This window comes from Methylomarinovum tepidoasis, assembly GCF_030294985.1.
GTDB classification, from domain to species: domain Bacteria; phylum Pseudomonadota; class Gammaproteobacteria; order Methylococcales; family Methylothermaceae; genus Methylohalobius; species Methylohalobius tepidoasis.
Genome location: NZ_AP024718.1, coordinates 1,568,403 through 1,589,608, shown reverse-complemented (window position 1 = coordinate 1,589,608; position 21,206 = coordinate 1,568,403). Strand labels below are relative to the sequence as shown.

The following is a 21,206-nucleotide window of genomic DNA, read 5'->3' as shown; positions in this document are numbered from 1 at the left end:
TCAACCGACGAGGTGATCCTCATGCGTGCGCTTTTCCTTGTTTTCCTCATGGCTTTCGCCATCCTGCCCCCCGCCGTCCAGGCCCATGCGGTCGTGGTCCGCTCCTCCCTGGATCAGCAGGCGCCGGCACCGGGCCAGGCCACCGAAGTCCACTTGTTCTTCAATTCCGACGTGGAACCGCTGTTGTCCATCGTCTATCTGGTCAGCGCCGGCGATCGCAAGCAATCCCTGGAACTGCGCCACGGCGCCCGTCCCGGCGAACTGATCGTGGCCCTGCCGCCGCTGGCGCCGGGGGAATACGCCCTGCAGTACAAGGTTTTCGCCGCCGACGGCCACATCACCGAAGACGTCCTCAAGTTCACCGTCACCGAGGAATAAGACCATGCCGGAAACCATTCGACCTGCCATCGCTGTCGGCGGCCTGGAAGGGCTGGCCAACTTTCTCGACGACCTAATGGGAGGATTCGCCCTCATCAGCTTCGCCCTTTCCCTGGGCGCCCTGTTGTGGAGCCGCTGGATACTGGCACCGGTGGTGCCGGAAAGCCAGGTCAAGGAACGGCTGGCCCGCTACAGCCTGCAATGGCTCTACATCGGCGCCTTCGCCCTGGCCGCCAGCCATGCGGTGGCCTTGATCGCCAAGGGGTGGGTACTGAAGGAGACCTTAGGCGTGCTGCCCTGGGGCGCCTATCTGGGAACGGTCCAGTTCAAGGCCGGCTTCATCCGCATGCTGCTGGCCTTTGCCCTGGGATTCGCCGGCCGCAGCCTGATTTCCCATCCGCACGATCCGCTACGCTGGCGCCTGATCTGGGGCTTGATGGTGGCGATCACCGTCTGCGGCGCCTGGCTGACCCACGGCGTCGGCCGCTTCGAGGCCCGCACCCTGCTGATGACCATGACCGTGATCCACCAGGTGGCCGGCGCCCTGTGGTTCGGGGGCGTGGTTCAACTCATCGTCTTCTGGCGCGTGCTGCAGAAGGCGCCGGAGCTGAAACCCTACTGGCCGCGGGTGATCCGCCGCTTCTCCACCTGGGGAGCGCTAGCGGTGTTCGGCCTGCTGACGACCGGAATTCCCCTGGCATGGCACTACATCGACAGCCTCACCGCCCTGATCGGCACCGGCTACGGCAGCCTGCTGCTGACCAAGATCGCCCTGATGCTGGGAGCGCTGGGACTGGCCTGGCTCAACCACCGGGCCGGCAGGCGCTGGGAACAGCGGGGCGACGACCCGGCGCTGTACCGCACCATCCCCCACCTGATCGAGGCGGAGTCCTTTCTATTGGTGAGCGCCCTGTTCGTGGCCGCCACCCTGTCGAGCCAGCCGCCAGCCACCGACATCCCCCAGTTGACCGCCTCGGCGGAAGAGGTCTGGCACATGTTCAGTCCCAAATGGCCGACCCTGACCTCTCCCAGCCACGAAGCGCTGCTGGTCGGCGAGGCGCAGCGCGCCACCATCGTCGGCAAGGAAGCCCCCATCGCCGCGACCGAATGGTCCAACTTCAACCACAACGTCTCCGGCCTGTTTCTGACCGTCATGGCCCTGACCGCCCTGGCCGGTTACCTCTTCCGCTGGCGTTGGACCCGCTACTGGCCTGCGGGCTTCATCGCCCTGGGCGTCTTCCTGTTCTTCCGCTCCGACGCCCAGGCCTGGCCCCTGGGACCACTGGGATTCTGGGAGAGCACCTTCGGCGACGGGGAAATCCTGCAGCATCGGCTCGCCACCTTCCTGGTCCTGGTGCTCGGCGGCCTGGAAACCCGCGCCCGCACCAGCCCCAAGGCCGCACATTTGCGCTACATGTTCCCGATCCTGTGTGCGGTGGGCGGCATCCTGCTGCTGACCCACGCCCACGGCGGCTTCGAGCTCAAGACCGAATATCTGATCCAGTCCACCCATACGGTCATGGGCCTGCTGGCGATCTTCATGGCCGCCGGCCGGTGGCTGGAACTGAAGCTGGAACCACCGGCTTCCACCTGGGCCGGTATCGCGTCGATGGCCTCAATGCTGCTGATCGGTCTGCTCCTGATGTTCTATGACGAGCCCCTCTACTGAGGGGCTGCGTTTCAACCCTGAGCTTCCTTCTCCTCGGCGTAATCGGCGATCTTTTCGTCGAGCCTGGCCAACAGCGCCTCGAAGCCTTCCTCCTGAAGGATCTTGGCGAACTGGCTGCGCTTGAGGGCCAGGTCGCTGACGCCATCGTAGCGGACATCGATGATCTTCCAACCGTCCTTGGTCCGCCGCAGCACGTAGGTGAATTCGACGTCGTCGCCATCGGGCACCTCCAGCACCGCCTTGACCAGGCGGAAACGCTTGCGGAACGGCTTTTCCTCCACGATCCGGAAAGTCTCGCCGTTGTATTCGTCGAACTGGGCGGCATAGGCGGCGATTCCGTAACGGGTCATCCGATCGATCATCTGCTGCCGCTGGGCCTCGTTCAGCTGCTTCCAATGGCTCCCAAGGACATAACGGGAAATGGTGCGGAAATCGTAAATCTCCTGCAACACCGGCGCCAACAGCTGGTAACGGCCTTGGTAACCCAGCGCCTTGCCGCGGCGCATGGCTTCGAGCAGGGCTCGATTCAGGCGCTCGATGACCGACGTCGCCTCGACCTGGGCTTGGGTCGCGGCCTCGGCCGCGGCTGGTGGTGGAGCCGGTGCCTGGTTCTCGCCCCAGGCCGACAAGCCCCACAGCGCCAATCCGGCTGCCACGAATCCTCGTTTGACGATTGAAACCATTGAAACTTCCTCCCTACGCGGATGATGGATCGAGACGAATGGCTGTATTCTACTGTCTTCCTGCGGAAATTGTCCTTCCTGAAACCCTCCGTTCATGACCATCCCGACCCACATCGTCGGCTTTGACGATATGCCCTTCCCACCCGGACACCGCGGCGATGTCGGCGTCATCGGCACGGTTTTCACCGCCGCCCGTCTTGACGGCGTCCTGCTGACCAAGATCCGCCGTGATGGGGCCAACAGCACCCACCGGCTGGCAGCGGCGATCCAGGACTCGCGTTTCCACGGCCACCTGCAGCTGATCATGCTGCAGGGAATCGCCCTGGCCGGCTTCAACGTCGTCGATATCTGGAAACTCCATCACGAGACCGACCTGCCAGTACTGGTCGTATGCCGCAAACGCCCCGACTATACCGCGATCCGCCGGGCACTGCTGACGCGCGTCCCCGGAGGAAAGCGCAAGTGGGGTCTGATTCAGCGGGCCGGTGAAATGGAGGCCCTGGAAGGAATCTACGTGCAACGGGCCGGCCTGGACCGGGAAACCGCAGCCGCCGTCATCCGCGCGACTGCGATTCACAGCCGGATTCCCGAGCCCCTGCGAACCAGCCATATCATCGCCACGGGCCTGAGCCCGTGGGGCGGACGCCAACGGGTTTAGTTCGGATACGAGTAAGACGGCAGAAGACCGGAATGAAAATTATTTTATATTTAGAAACTAAAAGTTGTATAAATAAACAGAATGTGGATATTGTAAATAAAAAAACCAGTCATATAATTAGAATCAGATTCGATTGATTGATGAGGGAATGCAACCATGACCCCCTTGGAACTCGTACTGATCGCCACCATGATCGCGACGGTCATCTTCACGGTCCGTTTTTGTCTCAACCATTACCGACAGCAGCGCTGATTGATTCCTCCTCCTCTAGTAGCGTTAAACCTCCTTCTTGCACTTGACGCTTTTCGACCCGCCTCCGGCGGGTCTTTTTTTACCGCACCCGCAAAAAAACGAAGCCCCGCCGAAGCGGGGCCGAATGGATTCGCTCTTCCGCCAGAATCAGAATTCATCCATGTCCGGGGAGGCGGCCGGCGCCTTTTCCTCCTTGGGAATCTCCGCCACCATCGCTTCGGTGGTCAGCAGCAGACCGGCCACGGAAGCGGCGTTCTGCAGTGCGGTGCGGGTCACTTTGGTGGGATCGAGAATGCCCATCTCGATCATGTCGCCGTACTGGCCGGTGGCGGCGTTGTAACCGAAGTTGCCGCTGCCCTCCTGCACCTTGTGGACCACCACCGAGGGCTCCTCACCGGCGTTGCGGACAATCTGCCGCAAAGGCTCCTCGACGGCCCGGCGCAGGATCTGGATACCGGTGTCCTGATCCCGGTTCCTGCCCTTGAGATCGGCCAGCACGGCCTGGGCACGGATCAGGGCGACACCGCCACCGGGCACCACACCTTCCTCCACGGCGGCGCGGGTGGCGTGCAGGGCGTCCTCCACGCGGGCCTTCTTCTCCTTCATCTCCACTTCGGTGGCAGCACCCACCTTGATCACCGCCACCCCGCCGGCCAGCTTGGCCAAACGCTCCTGTAGCTTCTCACGGTCGTAGTCGGAGGTGGCCTCTTCGATCTCCCGCCGCAGCTGCTGGATACGGCCCTCGATGGCCTCCCGGCTGCCGGCGCCATCAACGATGGTGGTGTTCTCCTTGTCCACCCGGACCTTGCGGGCCCGGCCGAGGTCTTCCAGTTCGGCCTTTTCCAGGCTCAGGCCCACTTCTTCGGAGATCACCTTGCCACCGGTGAGGATGGCGATGTCCTGCAGCATGGCCTTGCGGCGATCACCAAATCCCGGCGCCTTGACCGCGCAAGCCTTGAGAATGCCGCGCATGTTGTTGACCACCAACGTCGCCAGCGCCTCGCCTTCCACGTCTTCGGCGATCAGCAGCAGCGGTTTGCCGGACTTGGCGACCTTCTCCAACACCGGCAACAGGTCGCGGATGCTGGAGATCTTCTTGTCGTGGATCAGGATGAAGGGATTCTCCAGCTCCACCGACATGGTTTCCTGGTTGGTGATGAAGTACGGCGACAGATAGCCGCGGTCGAACTGCATCCCTTCCACCACCTCCAGCTCGTTCTCGAGCCCGGAACCCTCCTCGACGGTGATCACCCCTTCCTTGCCGACCTTCTCCATCGCCTCGGCGATCAGTCTGCCGATCTCCTCGTCGTTGTTGGCGGAGATGGCGCCCACCTGAGCGATGGCCTTGGTATCGGTGCAAGGTTTGGAGAGCTTCTTCAGCTCCTGGACGCAAGTCTGGACCGCCAAATCGATGCCACGCTTGATGTCCATAGGATTAGCCCCGGCGGCCACGGTCTTCATCCCCTCGCGGGCGATGGCCTGGGCCAGCACGGTGGCGGTGGTGGTGCCATCACCGGCCACATCGGAGGTCTTGGAGGCGACTTCCTTGACCATCTGCGCCCCCAGATTCATGAACTTGTCCTTCAGCTCGATCTCCTTGGCCACGGAGACGCCATCCTTGGTGACGGTCGGGGCGCCGAAGCTCTTTTCCAGCACCACGTTGCGGCCCTTGGGGCCCAGGGTCTGCTTGACGGCTTCGGCCAGCACGTTGACCCCGGCCAGCATACGGTGACGGGCGTCTTCAGAGAACAAAATCTGTTTCGCTGCCATGGATCTGTAACCTCCTCGACAATCGGTTTATCCCAGCAAGCTCAGATTTGTTAGCACTCTCTCTAATTGGCTGCCAAAAAATATAGCGTCTGGCGCGCAAATTTCAAGCCCAATGCCCCGGCTTCAGTACAATGATGGCCTACACAAAAACACCAACGAGGAGTGACACCCGATGTTCCAAGCGATCAAACAGCTGTTCAAATATTTCCTACTCGGGGTGCTGGCCGTCATCCCGATCCTGATCACCATCCAGATCGTGCTGTTCACCAAGGAACTGCTCACCGATCTGATCGTGAGCCTGTACGGTTACTCGGCCAGCTATTCCTTCACCACCAGCCTGCTAGTGCTCAGCATCGCCCTGCTGACCTACATCGGCTATTCCATCACCCGCTACCGCCGTTCCCTCATCATTTCCGCCATCGACGCCGTCATCGAGAAGATCCCGCTGCTCAACACTATCTACCGGGTCAGCAAAAAGGTGATCGCCATGTTCACCACCGCGGAGGAAGTGGCCAAACGCGAGGTGGTGTACGTGGAATACCCCAAGGAAGAAGTCTGGGTGCCGGCTTACGTGACCAACAAGATCGGCGACACCTACATCCTGTTCGTCCCCACCTCCCCCAATCCGACCTCCGGGTTCACCGTCATCGTCCATGAATCCAAGGTGGTCCATTCGGATCTGAGTATTGAGGAGGCGGCCAGCTTCATCATCAGCATCGGCGCCGACTATCCCCGACCGGAGGAAGTCAAACGCCTCAAGCTGCACGGTTGACCGGCACGAGAAACCCCGCTTGCCGCGGGGTTTCTCGTCATCTAGATACGGTATTGGCGTCAGAGCCTGATGTAACGCAGCCGGTTGGCGTTGGTCACCACCGTCACCGACGACATCGCCATCGCCGCCCCGGCGATCATCGGATTGAGCAGGATGCCGAAGAAGGGATACAGCACACCGGCGGCGATGGGAATGGCCATGATGTTGTAGACGAAAGCCCCAAGCAGGTTCTGCTTGATGTTGCGGATGGTGGCCCGCGACAGCTTGACGGTTTCCGCCACCTTCAGCAGCGATCCCTGCATGATGACCACGTCGCCGCTTTCGATGGCGATGTCGGTGCCGGTGCCGATGGCGAAGCCGACGTTGGCCTGGGCCAGGGCCGGGGCGTCGTTGATGCCGTCCCCCACCATGCCGACGATCTCGCCACGGCGCTGCAGCTCGCGCACCACCTGCGCCTTGTCCTCCGGCAGCACTTCGGCCCGCACCTCGTCGATCCCGGCTTCGCGGGCGATGGCGCGGGCGGTCTTTTCGTTGTCGCCGGTCACCATCCAGACTTTGATCCCCAGGGCCTTGAGCTGACGGATCGCTTCCTTGGAATCCGGCTTGATGGTGTCGGCCACGGCGATGATTCCGACCACTTCCTTGTCCACCACCAGAATCATCGGCGTCTGTCCGGCTTCGGCGAACCCGTCCAGGCGGGCGACGATGGCGCGGCAATCGACGCCTTCCGCCTCCATCAGGGCCAGATTGCCGAACAGGACCGTCTTGCCCTCACGTTTGGCCCGCACGCCCTTGCCGGTCACGGCTTCGAAGTCAGTCACCGGCGCCGGTTCCAGCCCCCGCGCCTCGGCCTCGGCGACGATGGCGCCGGCCAGGGGATGCTCGGAACCGGCTTCGATACTGGCGGCCCACGCAAGCACCTCGTCTTCCTGCCAGCGCTTCAGCGGCACCACGGCCACCACTTTGGGCTTGCCTTCGGTCACGGTACCGGTCTTGTCGAGCACGACCGTGGTGAGACGACCGGCGGTCTGCAGGGCGTCGCCGTTACGGATCAGAATGCCGCTCTGGGCCGCCCGGCCCACCGCCACCATGATGGAAATCGGCGTCGCCAACCCCAGGGCGCAGGGACAGGCGATGACCAGCACCGTCATGGAGGTGACGAAGGCATAGCCGAGGGACGGCTCGGGACCGAAGGTCCACCAGGTCAGGAAGGTCAGCGCGGCGATGGTCACCACCACCGGCACGAACACCGCGGCGATCTGGTCCACCAGGCGGCCAATCTCCGGCTTGCTGCTCTGGGCGCGGCGCACCGATTCGATGATCTGGGCCAGCACCGTATCCTTGCCGATGCGGGTCGCCTCCATCAGGAAGGTGCCACGCAGGTTCACGGTGCCGCCGATGACCTCGTCGCCGACGCTTTTTTCCACCGGAATCGATTCTCCGGTGAGCATGGATTCGTCGACGCTCGAATGCCCCTCGACGATGATCCCGTCCACCGGGATCTTCTCGCCCGGCCGCACGCGGATGATCTCGCCCACCCCCACCTGCTCGATGGGGACGTCGAATTCCTTGCCGTTGCGCACCACCCGCGCGGTCTTGGGCTGAAGGCCGATGAGTTTGCGGATCGCCGCCGACGCCCGGCCGCGGGCGCGGGTTTCCAGGGCGCCTCCCAGGGTGACGAAGGCGATGATGATGACCGCCGCCTCGAAATAGGGATGGGTCGCCTCCGGCGGCAACACGTCGGCGAAATCGATGACGAGGGTGGAATACAGCCAGGCCGATCCGGTTCCCATGGCGATCAGGGTGTCCATGTTGGCCGCCCCGCCGCGCAACGCCTTGAGCGCCCCGCTGAAGAAGTGACCGCCGGCATAGTACATCACCAGGAAGGTGACCAGGGAGACGATGGACCAGAAGTCGGTGCCCTGGGGCGTGCCGATGGGCGGCCACAGATCGAGCCAGCCGCCGACCATCAGGGGAATGCCCCAGCTCGCGGCGATGGCGGATTTGCGCAACAAGGACTGATAGCGGGCCTCTTCCATGCGCTCCTGGGCCTCGAGATCCTCGAAGCTCTCCATGACCGCGGCGTCGTACCCCACTTCCTGAAGGGCGGCGCGCAGGGCTTCGGGATCGACCTCACCGATCACTTCCGCCGAATGGTCGGCGAAGTTGACCGTCACGTCCTTCACGCCGGGCACGCTGCGGATCGCGTTCTCCACGGTCTTGACGCACCCAGCGCAGCGCATGCCGATGATGGAAAGGCGAAGGCTGGGCGCCTCCTGTGGATGGCCTGCCTGATCGACTGCTACCGCCATGATCCTACCCTCTCGAATACGGTGGAAATTTTCCAATTCTCGCCCAAAGCCAGGGGCAAAGCAAACTTCAGCACGATATCGGCTTACCGCTCATCAGAGGGGGCCGGGAACGCGAATGGATCAGACGTCAAGGTGGCGTCAGACAGGTGGCACAGCGCCGCAGCGAGGCGGCCGAACTGCGCACCCGGCCACGGCGGATCCACGGCCGGCGGACCGTCTGGGCGACCTGACCACCGTCACCGTCCACCACGATGAATTCACCGTGGAGCATCCCCATCCAGCAGCTCCAGGGAATGGTTCCCGCCTTGTCGGGCGTGAACTCGACCACCTGGGTGCCCGGCTTGAGCTCCACCTCCAGCCCCAGTTGCGGCACCAGAATCACCCGGTTGCAGCCGGTCAGCTCGCGGCCCTCGATGATCCATTTCACCGGCACCCCGCGTTTGAGCACGAAGCGGTTGGGACGGTAGCCGCCAGCCTCCACCGCCATGCGGATGATCTGTTCCTCCTCTCGCGCCTGACTGGCGGCGATGGTTTCGGTCGCGGTCGGGCGATGGCGCTGGATCAGGGTATGGAAATCGTACCCGGAACCGGTCATTGCCAGGCCGCGGTTGAGCATCACCAGTCCCAGGGTGATCACCAGAACGCCGGAAGCGTTGAGGATCTTGTGGGTCATCCGATGGGACACCAGGCTGGCGAGGAAGCCGAAACCGAACATCAGCGGCAGGGTGCCGAGGCCGAAAATGAACAACAGCTTCGCGCCCTCCAGGGCATCCCCGCTGCCGGCCGCCATCACGTACATGGCCTGCAGCGGCCCGCAGGCGATCATGAGACCGTTGAGCAGACCGATGAGGAAGGGTTGATGGGTCTTGTGGGTCTCCTCGCGCACGAAGCGGGCCAGGAAGCGCGGCATGGCGAAACCGATACGCACCGCCGAGAAGACGTGCAGCATGTTGAAGCCGTAGAGAATCAGGAAGATCCCGGCGAGGATGGCGGCGATGCCCCGGATCGTGGGGGTGAAACTGACGACGGCCCCCAGCAGGCCGAAGGCCGCTCCCAGCACCGTGTAGGAAATCAGCTTGCCGGCGGCATACTGCAGATGCAGCCAGTAGGTCCGCACGCCTTCTTGGGCGCCGCGGGCGGTGTAACTGAGAACGAAACCGCCGCACATGCCGACGCAGTGGAAACCGGTCAAAAGACCGATGACCAGCACCGCCCAATAGCTGAGCTGGACATCCAGGTCCGGGAGCTGGAAGCGGTCGATGAAGCGGGAACCGCCATAGAGGATCAACAGAATCCCGCCGACCCCGAGAACGATGCCCAGCAGGCGGTTGAACAGCTCCTTGCGCTGGGTCGCACGATCGATGAGGCGGCAATGGTAACCCTTGCCCTCGACCACGTCGAAAATCTGCGCCAGCGAGATCTTGCGCGGATCGAAGACGACCTGCACCACCTGGGAGGCATAGTTGGAACGCACTTTATCGACGCCGGGCAGCTTGCTCAGTGCCAGCTCGATCACCTTCTCGCAGCTGGTGCAGTGCATCCCCTCGGCGCGGAACGTCACTTGACGCTTGGCCATACCGTAAAGCCGGGATTCGTTATCGTTATGGGTTAGACGGACCATACGGCGTCAAAGTGCCGCAGGTGGAAATCATTATATAAAGTTACGCGAAAACGCCCGCTGCGGCATATTGTCGCAGCGGGCGCCGTGGCGTCCGGAAACCGGGTCAGCTTTTAAAGAAAGCCAGCAGACTGTCGAAGAACGCCTTGATCTTCTCCAACAGGGAAGGTTCGCCGAAACCTTCCACCTTGAAACCCTGATCGGCGATCACCTGTTTCAAGGTGTCGAGATCGACCTTTTCCTCCTCGTATTCGATCTCCACGGTCTTGGCCTGATGGTCGGCCCTGACGGCGATCACACCTTCCTTTTCCATCAGGGCATCGTGAATCAGATTCTCACAGGCATCGCATTTCATGCCGCTGACCGGCAGCGTCACTTTGGCCATTCACGCCTCCTCTCGTTATTCGTTATGGATTCAAGTTAAACCACGTTTGCCCCGCCGCCGTCAACCGCCTCCTGCCGAGCCAACCAGGCGCTCAACACCTCGATGCCGGCACCCGCCCGGCTCCCCGCTCCGCTCAGATGGCGACGCCAGCGGCGCGCCCCGGGCTGGCCGTGGTAGAGGCCGAGCAGATGCCGCGTCATGGCGTGCAGCCGCACCCCGGCCGCCAGCTGCTTGCGCACATAGGGCAGATAGGCCCGCAGCACGTCCTCGCGGCTGGGCGGCGGACGGCGGCCGCCGAAAAAGCGCCGGTCGGCTTCGGCCAGCAGATAGGGGTTGTGATAGGCGGCACGGCCGATCATCACCCCATCCACCCAGGCCAGGTGGGCGGCGGCCTGATCTAGGGAGTCGATGCCACCGTTGAGCACGATGGTCAGGCCGGGAAAATCCTGTTTCAACCGGTGGACGAGTTCGTACCGCAGCGGCGGCACGGTGCGGTTTTCCTTCGGTGACAGCCCCTTGAGCCATGCCTTGCGGGCGTGGACGATGAACGTGTCACAGCCACCTTGCGCCACGGTGGCGACGAAAGCGGCCAGATCGTCGTAGCGGTCGCGTTCGTCCACACCGATACGGCACTTGACCGACACCGGCAGGCGGGTGACGGCCCGCATCGCCGCCACCAGCTCGGCGACCCGCTCGGGCTCCCGCATCAGACAGGCGCCGAAACGGCCTTCCTGCACCCGGTCGCTGGGGCAGCCGACGTTGAGATTGTAGGCGGCGAAACCGCAAGCGTCGGCGATGCGCACGGCCCGGGCCAGCAGCCTGGGATCGCTTCCTCCCAGCTGCAGCACCAGAGGCCGCTCGCGGGCGTCGAAGGCCAGGATCCGCGCTGCATCGCCGTGGAGCAGTGCCCCACAAGTGACCATTTCGGTGTAAAGTAACGTGTGCTCGGTGAGCAACCGCAGAAAATACCGGAAATGGCGGTCGGTCCACTCGAGCATCGGCGCGACCGAGAGGACGGCATGCCGGCTCATCGTTTCCGAACAAGAATCAGCCCTTGGCGCATCACTTTGCTTGCGAACCCCATCCATGAATCGACTTTCCTGTGACATCGAACGGCTGCTGGAAGAACTGGAGATTCTAAGCGATTTCGACGTGGAATCCCTGGTCATCGAACACCTGCAGAAACACCTCAACACCCTCGACGCCCTGCAGCGCACCTATCAGCAGCACTATCTGGACATCATCCGTCTATTACTGCAGCAATTGACCGAGCTGCTGCCGGAATCCGGATCACCGCTGCACCAGCGGTTGCAGTTCTTCGACCGCCTGCTGACCCGCCCTTCGCTGGAAGACCTGAAGACCCTGCAACAGGGCGTGAGGGAACTGCAGCGGATGATCAACGCCAGAGCAACGGGGCAACCGGCCACGGCGGCACGATCGACCTCGCAGGCGTTGGTGATCGGCGACATCGACGACCGCCTCGCGCACCTGGAACGCAACAACGCCCGGTTCACCCTGCCGCTGCAACAGCTGCTGCATCAGCTGGAGGAACTGGAAGGCAGCCGGCCAACGGGGGAAATCCGCGCCGCCCTGGAACAGCATATCCACTTGCTGCTCGAAGGCCAGCAACAGCTGGATCGGCAACTGGCGGAACTGCGCCAGCAGCTGGCCCAGGCGCGCCTCGAGAATCGGCAGTTGGACGAGGAGCTGCAGCGGGCCCGTTCCCTGAGCCTGACCGACGAACTGACCGGCCTGCCCAACCGCCGCGCTTTCCTGCAGCGCCTCGAAGGGGAACTGGCCCGGATCCAGCGCCACCCGGTGCCCTTGACCCTGGCGATCATCGATCTCGATCATTTCAAGCAGATCAACGACCGTTACGGCCACACCCTCGGCGACGAAGTCCTGTGCACCTACGCCGAGCACGTCTTCTCCGGCTTCCGCCGCCAGGATTACGTCGCCCGCTACGGCGGCGAAGAGTTCATCGTCCTGCTGCCGAACACCGATACCGCAGGGGCGGTCAAGGCTCTGGAGAAGATCCGTGAGGCCGTCAAAGGCCACAGTCTGAAGGCGGAGAGCGAAACCTTCCCCCTGCCCAGCTTCTCGGCCGGGGTAGTCAGCTACCGCGAGGGTGAGGCGCCGAAGGATTTCATCGAACGCGCCGACCGCGCCCTGTATCAGGCCAAGCAAGCGGGACGCGATCGGATCGAGGTGGGTGAGTAGCGCTCAATCCCGGTGCTCGAGACGGAAACGCACCTGAGTCAGATCCGCGTCGAGCTGCCGCAGTCGACTGTGCCAGCGCAGCCAGTAACCCAGCCCCGCGACCACGATCAGGGCGAAGGATCCCAGGGTCAGATACAGCAGGCTTTCCAGGCGGCCCAGTTCGGCCAGCAGACGGCCATCGGACCCAGGTGCGGTCGTCTGCGGCAGGCGGCCGGCATCGGCCTGACGGCTCAGGGTGCGGATGTCCTCCCGGATCGACTGCAGCAATTCCAGATCCTGCAATCCGGCCTGCCCCAGGCGGATACGCTCCTCCAGCGCCTCCAGTTTCATGGTCAGGCTCTGGGTCAATGCGGAGCCCAGCTGCTGCTGCAGACGGGCCAGCTCCCGGTTCAGTTCCACCACCTGGCTGGCCTGCGGCAGCGCGGCCGAATCCGTCTTCGCTATGGTTTCACCCTGCACCGGGGCGGGAAGCTTCAGCCACTGGGGCTGCTTGAAATACAACAACGCCGCCAGCCAGACCAGCATCAGCGCCAGCAATCCCCCCACCAGACGGCGGGCGAAGCGGTTCTGCTCCTGCATGGCGAGCCGGGCCATCAGCAAGGCTTCATTGTCTGCCGCCGGCGAATCGTCGACCTGAGTCATCGGTTTCATCGGTTTGCGCTCCATAGGCCATCCCCCAAGAACCCCAACGGGAATGGTTCAATATGGCAAATCAGTTCGTTCCGGTCAACATTTCCGCCCGGGCCGCCCGCATCAGCCGCTTCATCTCCCGCACCGCCTCGACCCATCCGGTCAGCACCGCACGGGCGACGATGGCGTGGCCGATGTTCAGCTCGACAATCTGGGGAATCCGGGCGATGGCCTCGACGTTGTGATAGTTGAGGCCGTGGCCGGCATTGACCTGCAAGTTCAGACTGTCCCCCAGACGTGCGGCCCGTTCGATCCGTCGCAGCTCCCGCGCTTTGGCCTCGCCCTTGAGATCGGCGTAATGCCCGGTATGCAGTTCGACCACCGGCGCGCCGGCCCGGTGCGCCGCCTCGATCTGGGCCTCGTCCGGGTCGATGAACAAAGACACCTCGATGCCGGCCTCGCCGAGGCGCTGGCAGGCGGCCCGGACCCGCTCGAACTGGCCGGCCACGTCGAGTCCGCCCTCGGTGGTCAGCTCCTCACGCTTCTCCGGCACCAGGCAGCAGGCGTCGGGCCGGACCCGGCAGGCGATGGCGATCATCTCGTCGGTCACCGCCATTTCCAGGTTCAGGCGGGTGTGGATCAGCTCCCGCAGCAGGCGGATGTCACGATCCTGGACGTGGCGGCGGTCTTCGCGCAGGTGGGCGGTGATGCCGTCGGCCCCGGCCTTCTCCGCCAGCAGGGCGGCCTCGACCGGCTCTGGATAGGGGGTGCCGCGGGCTTGGCGCAGGGTGGCGATGTGGTCGATGTTGACGCCGAGCAGGATCGGTCTAAGATTCATCTGTTTCCCGCGCAGGTTTCCCCCGCCGGAAGGCGAAGGAGGAAAGCGCGGCCTCCGTACAAGTTGTTACACACGAAATAGGTGCCAGGCTTTCCACCCGGCCGGGCCTTGCGGCTCTGCCCTTACGGGCCTGGTAACGCACCCATTTCAGGGTGTCTCCCTTCGGGAATGTCGCAGGCCGGCCCGCTGTCCCAGTCCGTTTCGCAGGTACCCGGCCCTTGTCTGCAACCGGGACTTCCAGAGCCTGGGACTGAGGAAGCATCCCAGGGTGGGTCTTTTGGCCTTACCTGCAACGTAGCCGGTTGGTTACGGCTTTCCCTGGTCAACCCCGGGCTTGCAGGTTCTCCCGCAAGCCCCTCCCTTTAGGGAGGGATGGTTGACGCTTTTTCACCATGGTTTGGAACAGTTGGCGGCTTTTCAGCGGCCTACCCTGCAGGCGGTAGTCGATCAGCAGACGCAACAGCCGTTTCGCCTGGCGCCTGACTTCCCCGTCGTCCAGCGCGTCCCGCGCCAGGGCCAGCAGGGTCCGGCCCTGCAGCCAGCCCGCCGGATCGGCCACCGGCCCCCGATCGGGCAGATAGCGGTAGCGGGCCTCGGCCACCACCGGGCGGGCATATTCTACCTCATGGTCAAGCAGCGGCGCGTAGCCGATTTCCCGCAGCAGCCGCAGCTCGAAGCGGCGCAGCGGCCCCTCCACCTCGCCACCGGCCAAAGCTTTCAGAGTCTCCCGGTAACTATCGAACAGCGCCGGATGGGGATCGTCGCGCGCCAGCAGCCGGCTCATCAGTTCGTTGAGATAGAAACCGCAGTACAGGGCAGTCCCGCCGAGACGCAGCGGCGGCGCGGCGGCTTCGGCGGCAGTCAAGGTGGCCAGCTCCCCCCGTCCCCGCCAGCACAGCGCCAGCGGCTGGAACGGTTCCAGGGCGATTGGGGCGCGCTTGCGGCGCCGCGCTCCCCGGGCGATCAGCGCCACCTTGCCGGCCTCCCGCGTGAAGGCTTCGAACCACAGGCTGGTTTCCCGCCAGGGGCGGCGGCGGAGGACGAAACCCTCGTACCAGTCCAATCTCAGTCGGCGTAGCCCAGTTGCTTGAGCAGGCGTTCGTCGTCGGACCAGCCCTTCTTGACCTTGACCCACAGGTTCAGATAGACCTTGCGGTCCAGGAAGTCCTCCAGCTCCAGCCGGGCCTGCTGGCCGACCTTCTTCAGCAGCTCGCCGTGGCGGCCGATGACGATGGGTTTCTGGCTTTCCCGCTCCACCCAGATGACCGCGTAGATGGAAGTCAGGCCGTTCTCCTCCTTGAACTGGTCGATTTCCACCGTCAGCCGGTGGGGGATCTCGTCGCCCAGGTAGTACAGCAGTTTCTCGCGGATGATTTCGGCGGCGAAGAAACGCTCCGGCTTGTCGGTGATCTGGTCTTCGGGATAGATGGGCGGGCCTTCCGGCAGGTGCGTGACGATCGCCTGTTCCAGAGCCTCGACGTTGTCGCCAGCCAGGGCCGAGACGGGTACGATCGCGGCGAAGGGATAACGCCGCTCCGCCTTGGCGATCAAGGGCAGCAAGGTCTTTTTGTCCCTGACCTTGTCGATCTTGTTGATCGCCAGAATCACCGGCGCTTTGACCGCCTTCAGTTTTTCGAATACCAAGGCGTCGTCCTTGCGGAACCCTTTGGCGTCGATGAGCCAGACCACCACGTCCACTCCCACCAGAGCGGAGGCGGCGGCCTTGTTGAGATAGCGGTTGAGGGCACGCGACTCGCCCTGGTGGATGCCAGGCGTATCCACGTAAACAGCCTGGAATTCGGCGGTGGTCTTGATACCGAGAATCCGGTGGCGGGTGGTCTGGGGCTTGCGCGAGACGATGCTGAGCTTCTGGCCCAGCAGGCGGTTGAGCAGCGTGGATTTGCCGACATTGGGCCGGCCGATCAGCGCCACGTATCCGGTTTTCATGATGCCTTATCCAGTTCTTGGGACAGTCTTTCCAGTGCCTGGGCCGCGGCCTGTTGCTCCGCCTGTTTTCTCGAGCTGCCGGCGCCGCGGCAGGGTTGCGCCAGCGGTTCCAGGTGGCACACCACCTCGAAATGCTGGGCGTGAGGCGGGCCGCTCTGGGACACCAGCTCGTAGCGCGGCAGCGGCAGGCCCCGTCCCTGCAGCAATTCCTGTAGGCGGGTCTTGGGGTCCTTCTGCCACTTTCCCGCCTCGAGACGGGCCAACCTGGCGGCGAACCGCTCCAGGATCCAGCGGCGGCAGGCTTCGAACCCCTGATCCTCCAGCAGTGCACCGATGATCGCCTCCAGGGCGTCGGAGAGGATGGAATCGCGGCGGAAACCGCCGCTTTTCAGCTCCCCCGGCCCCAGGATCAGCCAGTCGCCCAGTTTCAGCTCCCGAGCGATCTCCGCCAGACTGGCCTGATTGACCAGACTGGCACGCATGCGGCTCAGCTCCCCTTCTCTGGCCTTGGGAAAGCGGCGGAACAGCTCGTGGGCGATGACGAAACCGAGCACCGCATCCCCGAGGAACTCCAGGCGCTCGTTGTTGCGGGAGCCGGCGCTGCGGTGAGTCAGGGCCTCGCGCAGCAGCTCGGGATGCTGGAAACGCAGCCCGAGACGGCGGCAGAAACGTTGCAGATCCTTGCTCAAGGTGCGCTGCCGGCTTCGATCCGGTCGTCGAAATAGGCGACCACGCTGAGATTGCCCAGCACCGGTTTTTCCACCTCGTAGCTGACTTCCACCGTGACCACGCCGTCTTCCTTCCTGACCACGATGTCCTCGGGGGCGACGTTTTCCACCATGTTGATGTCGAGGCGCTTTTCCAGCAGGCTGCGGATCTCCCGCCGGGACTTTCTGGCCAGCTCCGGCGTCTCCTGAAGGGATTTCAGCGAGCCTACCACCTTGAAATGCTCCAGATAGATGGGGCCGATCTTCAGAATCAACAGGACGAAGAAGCCGAAGATCGCAAGGACGAAGATCAGGCCGATCAGAGTCATGCCCCGCTGTTGGGATGGATTTCTCATTGCAACACCGTGCCGATGCGGTCGAACACCTCGCCGGGATCGCTCGGGTTCCAGTGCATCCAGATGAAGAAGGCCTTGCCGACGAAGTTCGCCTCCGGCACCGGACCCCAGTAACGGCTGTCGTTGCTGTTGTCGCGGTTGTCGCCCATGACGAAATAGTATCCCGCCGGCACGGTGAATTCCCCTTCCACCGACGGCCTTCCCGGCATGATCATGATCTGGTGCCTGACCTGTCCCAGCGTCTCCTCGAACACCAGAGCCCCGTTGTAACGGGCATCGTCCCCGGTGCCGACGAACCGCCCCAGCGGCTTGAGCGGCACCGGTTCGCCGTTGATGTACAGTCTTTTATTGTAGTAGGCGATGTGGTCGCCGGGCAGGCCGACCACCCGTTTGATGTAATCGACGCTGGGATCGTTGGGATAACGGAACACTACGATGTCGCCGCGCCGGGGTTCGGAGATGTCCACGATCTTGGTGTGGAACACCGGCAGGCGCAGGCCGTAGATGAACTTGTTGACGAGGATGAAATCCCCCACCAGCAGCGTCGGCATCATCGAGCCGGAGGGGATCCGGAACGGCTCCAGCAAAAAGGAGCGCAGCAGCAGGACGATGAGCAGGACCGGAAAGAAGGAATGGGCGTACTCCACCCACACCGGCTCCTTTTCCTGATCCGGGCGTTTGCCCTGGCGCTTCAGCCACCACAGCCATCCCCCCCAGATCAGACCGGACACCACCGTGCCGGTCAGCAGAAAGAACTCGAAATCGAAATCCATGTTGTTGTTATCCTTCTGATTTGACTTTGAGCACGGCGAGGAAAGCCTCCTGGGGAATCTCCACCTTGCCCACCTGCTTCATGCGCTTTTTACCGGCTTTCTGCTTCTCCAGCAATTTCTTTTTGCGGGTGATGTCGCCACCGTAACATTTGGCGGTGACGTTCTTGCGCAGCGCCTTGACCGTGGAGCGGGCGATGATCTTGGAGCCGACGGCGGCCTGGATCGCCACCTCGAACATCTGCCGCGGGATCAGCTCCTTCATCTTTTCCACCAGCTCGCGGCCACGGGCCTCGGCCAGATCGCGGTGAACGATGAGCGACAGCGCATCGACCCGCTCGCCGTTGATGAGAATGTCGAGCTTGACCATCGGAGCGGCCTGGAAGCGCTTGAACTCGTAATCGAAGGAAGCAAAACCCCGGCTGACGGACTTGAGGCGGTCGAAGAAGTCCAGCACCACCTCGCTCAGGGGCAGCTCGAAGGTCAGCGACACCTGGTTGCCGAGGTACTGCAGGTTCTTCTGCACCCCGCGCTTTTCGATGCACAATCCGATGACGCCGCCCAGATAATCGGCCGGCAGCAGGATGTTGGCCTCGATGATCGGCTCGCGGATCTCCTCGATCTGGTTGGGCGGCGGCAGGTCCGCCGGGTTGTCCACCTTGAGAACTTCGCCCTTGGTGGTCAGGACCTCGTAGATCACCGACGGGGCGGTGGTGATGAGGTCGAGATCGTATTCCCGCTCCAGCCGCTCCTGGACGATCTCCATGTGCAGCATTCCCAGGAAGCCGCAGCGGAAGCCGAAACCGAGCGCCTGGGAGGTTTCCGGCTCGAACTGCAGGGCGGCGTCGTTGAGACGCAGTTTCTGCAGCGCCTCGCGCAGGTTCTCGTAATCGTCGGAGCTGACCGGATAGAGACCGGCGAACACCCGCGGCTGGACTTTCTGGAAGCCGGGCAGGGCTTCGGCGCAGGGGCGGTCGGCGGCGGTGATGGTGTCGCCCACCGGGGCCCCGAAGATGTCCTTGATGCCGGCGACCACGAAACCCACCTCGCCGGCGTGCAGCGCCCCGGTTTCGGTGCGCTTGGGCGTGAACACCCCCACCTGATCCACCTGATAGCTGCGGCCGGTGGACATCACGGTGATCTTCTGCCGTTTCCTCAGGGTGCCGTTGACCACCCGCACCAGTGACACCACTCCCAGGTAGTTGTCGAACCAGGAGTCGATGATGAGCGCCTGCAGGGGCGCCTCGGAATCGCCCTGGGGCGGGGGAATCTTGGCGACGATCTGTTCCAGCACGTCCCGCACCCCCTGGCCGGTCTTGGCGCTGATCTCCAGGGCCTCGTCGGCGGGAATGCCGATGATCTCCTCGATCTCGTGCTTGACCCGCTCCGGCTCGGCCGAGGGCAGGTCCACCTTGTTGAGCACCGGCACCACCTCCAGACCCTGGTCGATGGCGGTGTAGCAGTTGGCCACGGTCTGCGCCTCCACCCCCTGGGCGGCGTCCACCACCAACAGCGCCCCCTCGCAAGCGGCCAAAGAACGAGACACCTCGTAGGAAAAATCCACGTGGCCCGGGGTGTCGATGAAGTTGAGCTGATAGGTTTCCCCATCCGCGGCGGTGTAGTTCAAGGTCACGCTCTGGGCCTTGATGGTGATGCCGCGCTCGCGCTCCAGATCCATGGAGTCGAGCACCTGGCTTTCCATCTCCCGCTCCGACAGGCCGCCGCAGATCTGGATGAAGCGGTCGGCCAGGGTCGATTTGCCGTGGTCGATGTGGGCGATGATGGAGAAGTTGCGAATCTTGCTGAGGTCAGTCACGTTTGGCTTTCTCTGGATGCTTGTCGGGTTTGATGGCAACGAACAGGGCGTCCTCGCCCCGCTGCACCAGCAGCGCGACCGGCTGCCGCGGCGGCAGGCGGGACACCAGCAGCCCGAAGTCGGCCATGCCGGTCACCGCCACCCGGCCGACCCGCAGGATCACGTCACCGGGCTCGATCCCTGCAGAACGGGCCGGTTCCGCCACCTGGCGCACCCTTACCCCCCCTTTGACACCGAGACGATGCCGGGTTTCCAGGTCCAGGTCCTCGAGACCCAGCCCCAGGGCGGGAAAATTCAGCGTTTCGGTGCGATCCCCGGCGGCGGGCGGTTTTTCCTCGGGAAGGCGGCCGATCGCCACCTTCATCGTTTCCTCGTGGCCGCCGCGCAGGAGCCGGATCGTGACCGTCTTGCCCACCGGCGTCAGTCCGACCTGAGGCGGCAGTTCCGTCGCGCTTTCGATCGGGTGGCCGTCGTAGGCGACGATCACGTCCCCCACCTGGACCCCGGCGCCAGCCGCCGGGCTGCCGGGCAGCACCCGCGCCACCAAGGCGCCGTAGGGACGGGGCATGGCGAAGGCCTGGGCCAGCTCGCGGCTGACGTCCTGGATCTGTACCCCCAACCAGCCCCGCTGGACTGTGCCATGGGCCTTGAGCTGTTCGATCACCTCCAGAGCGACGTCGATGGGGATGGCGAAGGACAGCCCCATGAAGCCGCCGGTGCGGCTGTAGATCTGCGAATTGACCCCTACCACCTCACCATCCAGATTGAACAGCGGGCCGCCGGAATTGCCCGGATTGATCGCCACGTCGGTCTGGATGAAAGGCACGTAATTGTCCCCCGGTAGGCTGCGCCCCTTGGCGCTGACGATGCCGGCGGTGACCGAATGGTCGAAGCCGAAGGGCGAACCGATGGCCACCACCCACTCGCCCACCTTCAGCCTGGCGCTCGAACCCGGCCTGACCGCAGGCAGCCCCTGGGCTTCGATCTTCAACAGAGCCAGATCGCTGCGGCGGTCGGAACCGACCAGACGGGCGGTCAGCTCCCGGCGGTCCTGGAGGCGGACGATGATTTCGTCGGCGTCCTTCACCACATGATGATTGGTGACGATGTAGCCGTCGGGGGAAATGATGAAACCGGAACCTAGGGAACGGCTTTCCCGGGGCGTGTCCGGATCACCGAAAAAACGTTTGAACAGCTCGTCCCAAGGCGCGCCCGGGGGAAGTTCGCGGCGGGGGAGCGGCGGCGCCGGCGGCCCGGCCTTCTTGCTGGTGCTGATGTTGACGACCGCAGCGCCGGTCTTTGCCACCAGCTCGGTGAAATCGGGCAGACGCGCCGCCTGCGCCCAGGCAGCCCATGCCACCAGCCACAAGGCTGCACACCCCTGCGCCAATCGATGTCGATCCGCCATTGTCCTGAATGCCGTTC

20 protein-coding genes are annotated in these 21,206 nt (G+C 63.7%); 5 read left to right on the top strand and 15 right to left on the bottom strand.

Annotated features, from left to right (window positions below):
- The first annotated feature begins 21 nt into the window (after positions 1-21).
- Both MIN45_RS07990 and MIN45_RS07985 read left to right on the top strand, forming a co-directional pair.
- A complete protein-coding gene (locus tag MIN45_RS07990; RefSeq protein ID WP_286291442.1) occupies positions 22-378 on the top strand; it encodes a copper resistance CopC family protein in 357 nt (118 codons plus the stop codon).
- A 4-nt stretch (positions 379-382) separates the two neighbouring features.
- Entirely contained in the window at positions 383-2,047 is a 1,665-nt protein-coding gene (locus tag MIN45_RS07985; protein WP_286291441.1) for a copper resistance D family protein, read from the top strand.
- Between the two features lie 11 nt (positions 2,048-2,058).
- Here the strand turns inward: MIN45_RS07985 and MIN45_RS07980 are convergent, their stop codons facing one another.
- The gene (locus tag MIN45_RS07980) at positions 2,059-2,703 is read right to left on the bottom strand and encodes an ABC transporter substrate-binding protein (RefSeq protein ID WP_286291440.1); all 645 of its coding nucleotides are present in this window, start codon (positions 2,701-2,703) and stop codon (positions 2,059-2,061) included.
- A 121-nt stretch (positions 2,704-2,824) separates the two neighbouring features.
- On the opposite strand from MIN45_RS07980, the gene MIN45_RS07975 reads away from it, so the two are divergent.
- Entirely contained in the window at positions 2,825-3,388 is a 564-nt protein-coding gene (locus MIN45_RS07975) for an endonuclease dU (protein ID WP_286291439.1), read from the top strand.
- Positions 3,389-3,787: 399 nt separating this feature from the next.
- On the opposite strand, the gene groL is transcribed toward MIN45_RS07975, so the two are convergent.
- Positions 3,788-5,410 carry a chaperonin GroEL gene (gene groL, locus MIN45_RS07970; RefSeq protein WP_286291438.1) on the bottom strand — a complete coding sequence of 541 codons (1,623 nt, stop codon included), beginning with the start codon at positions 5,408-5,410 and terminating at the stop codon, positions 3,788-3,790.
- 172 nt (positions 5,411-5,582) lie between these two features.
- On the opposite strand from groL, the gene MIN45_RS07965 reads away from it, so the two are divergent.
- Positions 5,583-6,182, top strand: coding sequence for a DUF502 domain-containing protein (locus tag MIN45_RS07965; RefSeq protein WP_286291437.1), 600 nt, complete (start codon positions 5,583-5,585; stop codon positions 6,180-6,182).
- A gap of 59 nt (positions 6,183-6,241) precedes the next feature.
- On the opposite strand, the gene MIN45_RS07960 is transcribed toward MIN45_RS07965, so the two are convergent.
- The 4 genes from MIN45_RS07960 to dusA all read right to left on the bottom strand — a co-directional run bounded on the left by MIN45_RS07960 (position 6,242) and on the right by dusA (position 11,528).
- Positions 6,242-8,494: a heavy metal translocating P-type ATPase gene (locus MIN45_RS07960; RefSeq protein ID WP_286291436.1), complete on the bottom strand. Its 2,253-nt coding sequence runs from the start codon at positions 8,492-8,494 to the stop codon at positions 6,242-6,244.
- A gap of 127 nt (positions 8,495-8,621) precedes the next feature.
- Positions 8,622-10,070, bottom strand: a complete 1,449-nt coding sequence (locus tag MIN45_RS07955; protein ID WP_286291435.1) for an urease accessory protein UreH domain-containing protein — start codon at positions 10,068-10,070, stop codon at positions 8,622-8,624.
- 148 nt (positions 10,071-10,218) lie between these two features.
- Positions 10,219-10,497, bottom strand: coding sequence for a heavy-metal-associated domain-containing protein (locus MIN45_RS07950; protein WP_286291434.1), 279 nt, complete (start codon positions 10,495-10,497; stop codon positions 10,219-10,221).
- Between the two features lie 35 nt (positions 10,498-10,532).
- Positions 10,533-11,528, bottom strand: coding sequence for a tRNA dihydrouridine(20/20a) synthase DusA (dusA, locus tag MIN45_RS07945; protein WP_286291432.1), 996 nt, complete (start codon positions 11,526-11,528; stop codon positions 10,533-10,535).
- A gap of 55 nt (positions 11,529-11,583) precedes the next feature.
- Here dusA and MIN45_RS07940 point away from each other — a divergent pair, with 55 nt between their 5' ends.
- Complete coding sequence (locus tag MIN45_RS07940; protein ID WP_286291431.1) at positions 11,584-12,717, top strand: GGDEF domain-containing protein; 1,134 nt, start codon at positions 11,584-11,586, stop codon at positions 12,715-12,717.
- A gap of 3 nt (positions 12,718-12,720) precedes the next feature.
- Here the strand turns inward: MIN45_RS07940 and MIN45_RS07935 are convergent, their stop codons facing one another.
- From MIN45_RS07935 to MIN45_RS07895, 9 genes are all read right to left on the bottom strand, one after another.
- Complete coding sequence (locus MIN45_RS07935; RefSeq protein ID WP_286291428.1) at positions 12,721-13,368, bottom strand: hypothetical protein; 648 nt, start codon at positions 13,366-13,368, stop codon at positions 12,721-12,723.
- A 61-nt stretch (positions 13,369-13,429) separates the two neighbouring features.
- Positions 13,430-14,185, bottom strand: coding sequence for a pyridoxine 5'-phosphate synthase (pdxJ, locus tag MIN45_RS07930; RefSeq protein WP_286291426.1), 756 nt, complete (start codon positions 14,183-14,185; stop codon positions 13,430-13,432).
- A 322-nt stretch (positions 14,186-14,507) separates the two neighbouring features.
- Positions 14,508-15,248, bottom strand: a complete 741-nt coding sequence (recO, locus tag MIN45_RS07925; protein WP_286291425.1) for a DNA repair protein RecO — start codon at positions 15,246-15,248, stop codon at positions 14,508-14,510.
- Between the two features lie 2 nt (positions 15,249-15,250).
- A complete protein-coding gene (gene era / locus MIN45_RS07920) occupies positions 15,251-16,132 on the bottom strand; it encodes a GTPase Era (RefSeq protein ID WP_286291424.1) in 882 nt (293 codons plus the stop codon).
- On the bottom strand, positions 16,129-16,821 hold the full coding sequence (rnc, locus tag MIN45_RS07915) for a ribonuclease III (RefSeq protein ID WP_286291423.1): 693 nt from the start codon (positions 16,819-16,821) through the stop codon (positions 16,129-16,131). Before rnc ends, era begins: the two co-directional genes overlap by 4 nt.
- Complete coding sequence (locus MIN45_RS07910) at positions 16,818-17,195, bottom strand: DUF4845 domain-containing protein (RefSeq protein ID WP_286291422.1); 378 nt, start codon at positions 17,193-17,195, stop codon at positions 16,818-16,820. Before MIN45_RS07910 ends, rnc begins: the two co-directional genes overlap by 4 nt.
- Positions 17,192-17,968 carry a signal peptidase I gene (gene lepB / locus MIN45_RS07905; protein WP_286291421.1) on the bottom strand — a complete coding sequence of 259 codons (777 nt, stop codon included), beginning with the start codon at positions 17,966-17,968 and terminating at the stop codon, positions 17,192-17,194. Before lepB ends, MIN45_RS07910 begins: the two co-directional genes overlap by 4 nt.
- Positions 17,969-17,975: 7 nt before the next feature.
- Entirely contained in the window at positions 17,976-19,781 is a 1,806-nt protein-coding gene (gene lepA / locus MIN45_RS07900) for a translation elongation factor 4 (RefSeq protein WP_286291420.1), read from the bottom strand.
- A complete protein-coding gene (locus MIN45_RS07895) occupies positions 19,774-21,189 on the bottom strand; it encodes a DegQ family serine endoprotease (RefSeq protein WP_286291419.1) in 1,416 nt (471 codons plus the stop codon). The genes lepA and MIN45_RS07895 overlap by 8 nt, the downstream gene beginning before the upstream one ends.
- Positions 21,190-21,206 lie beyond the last annotated feature (17 nt).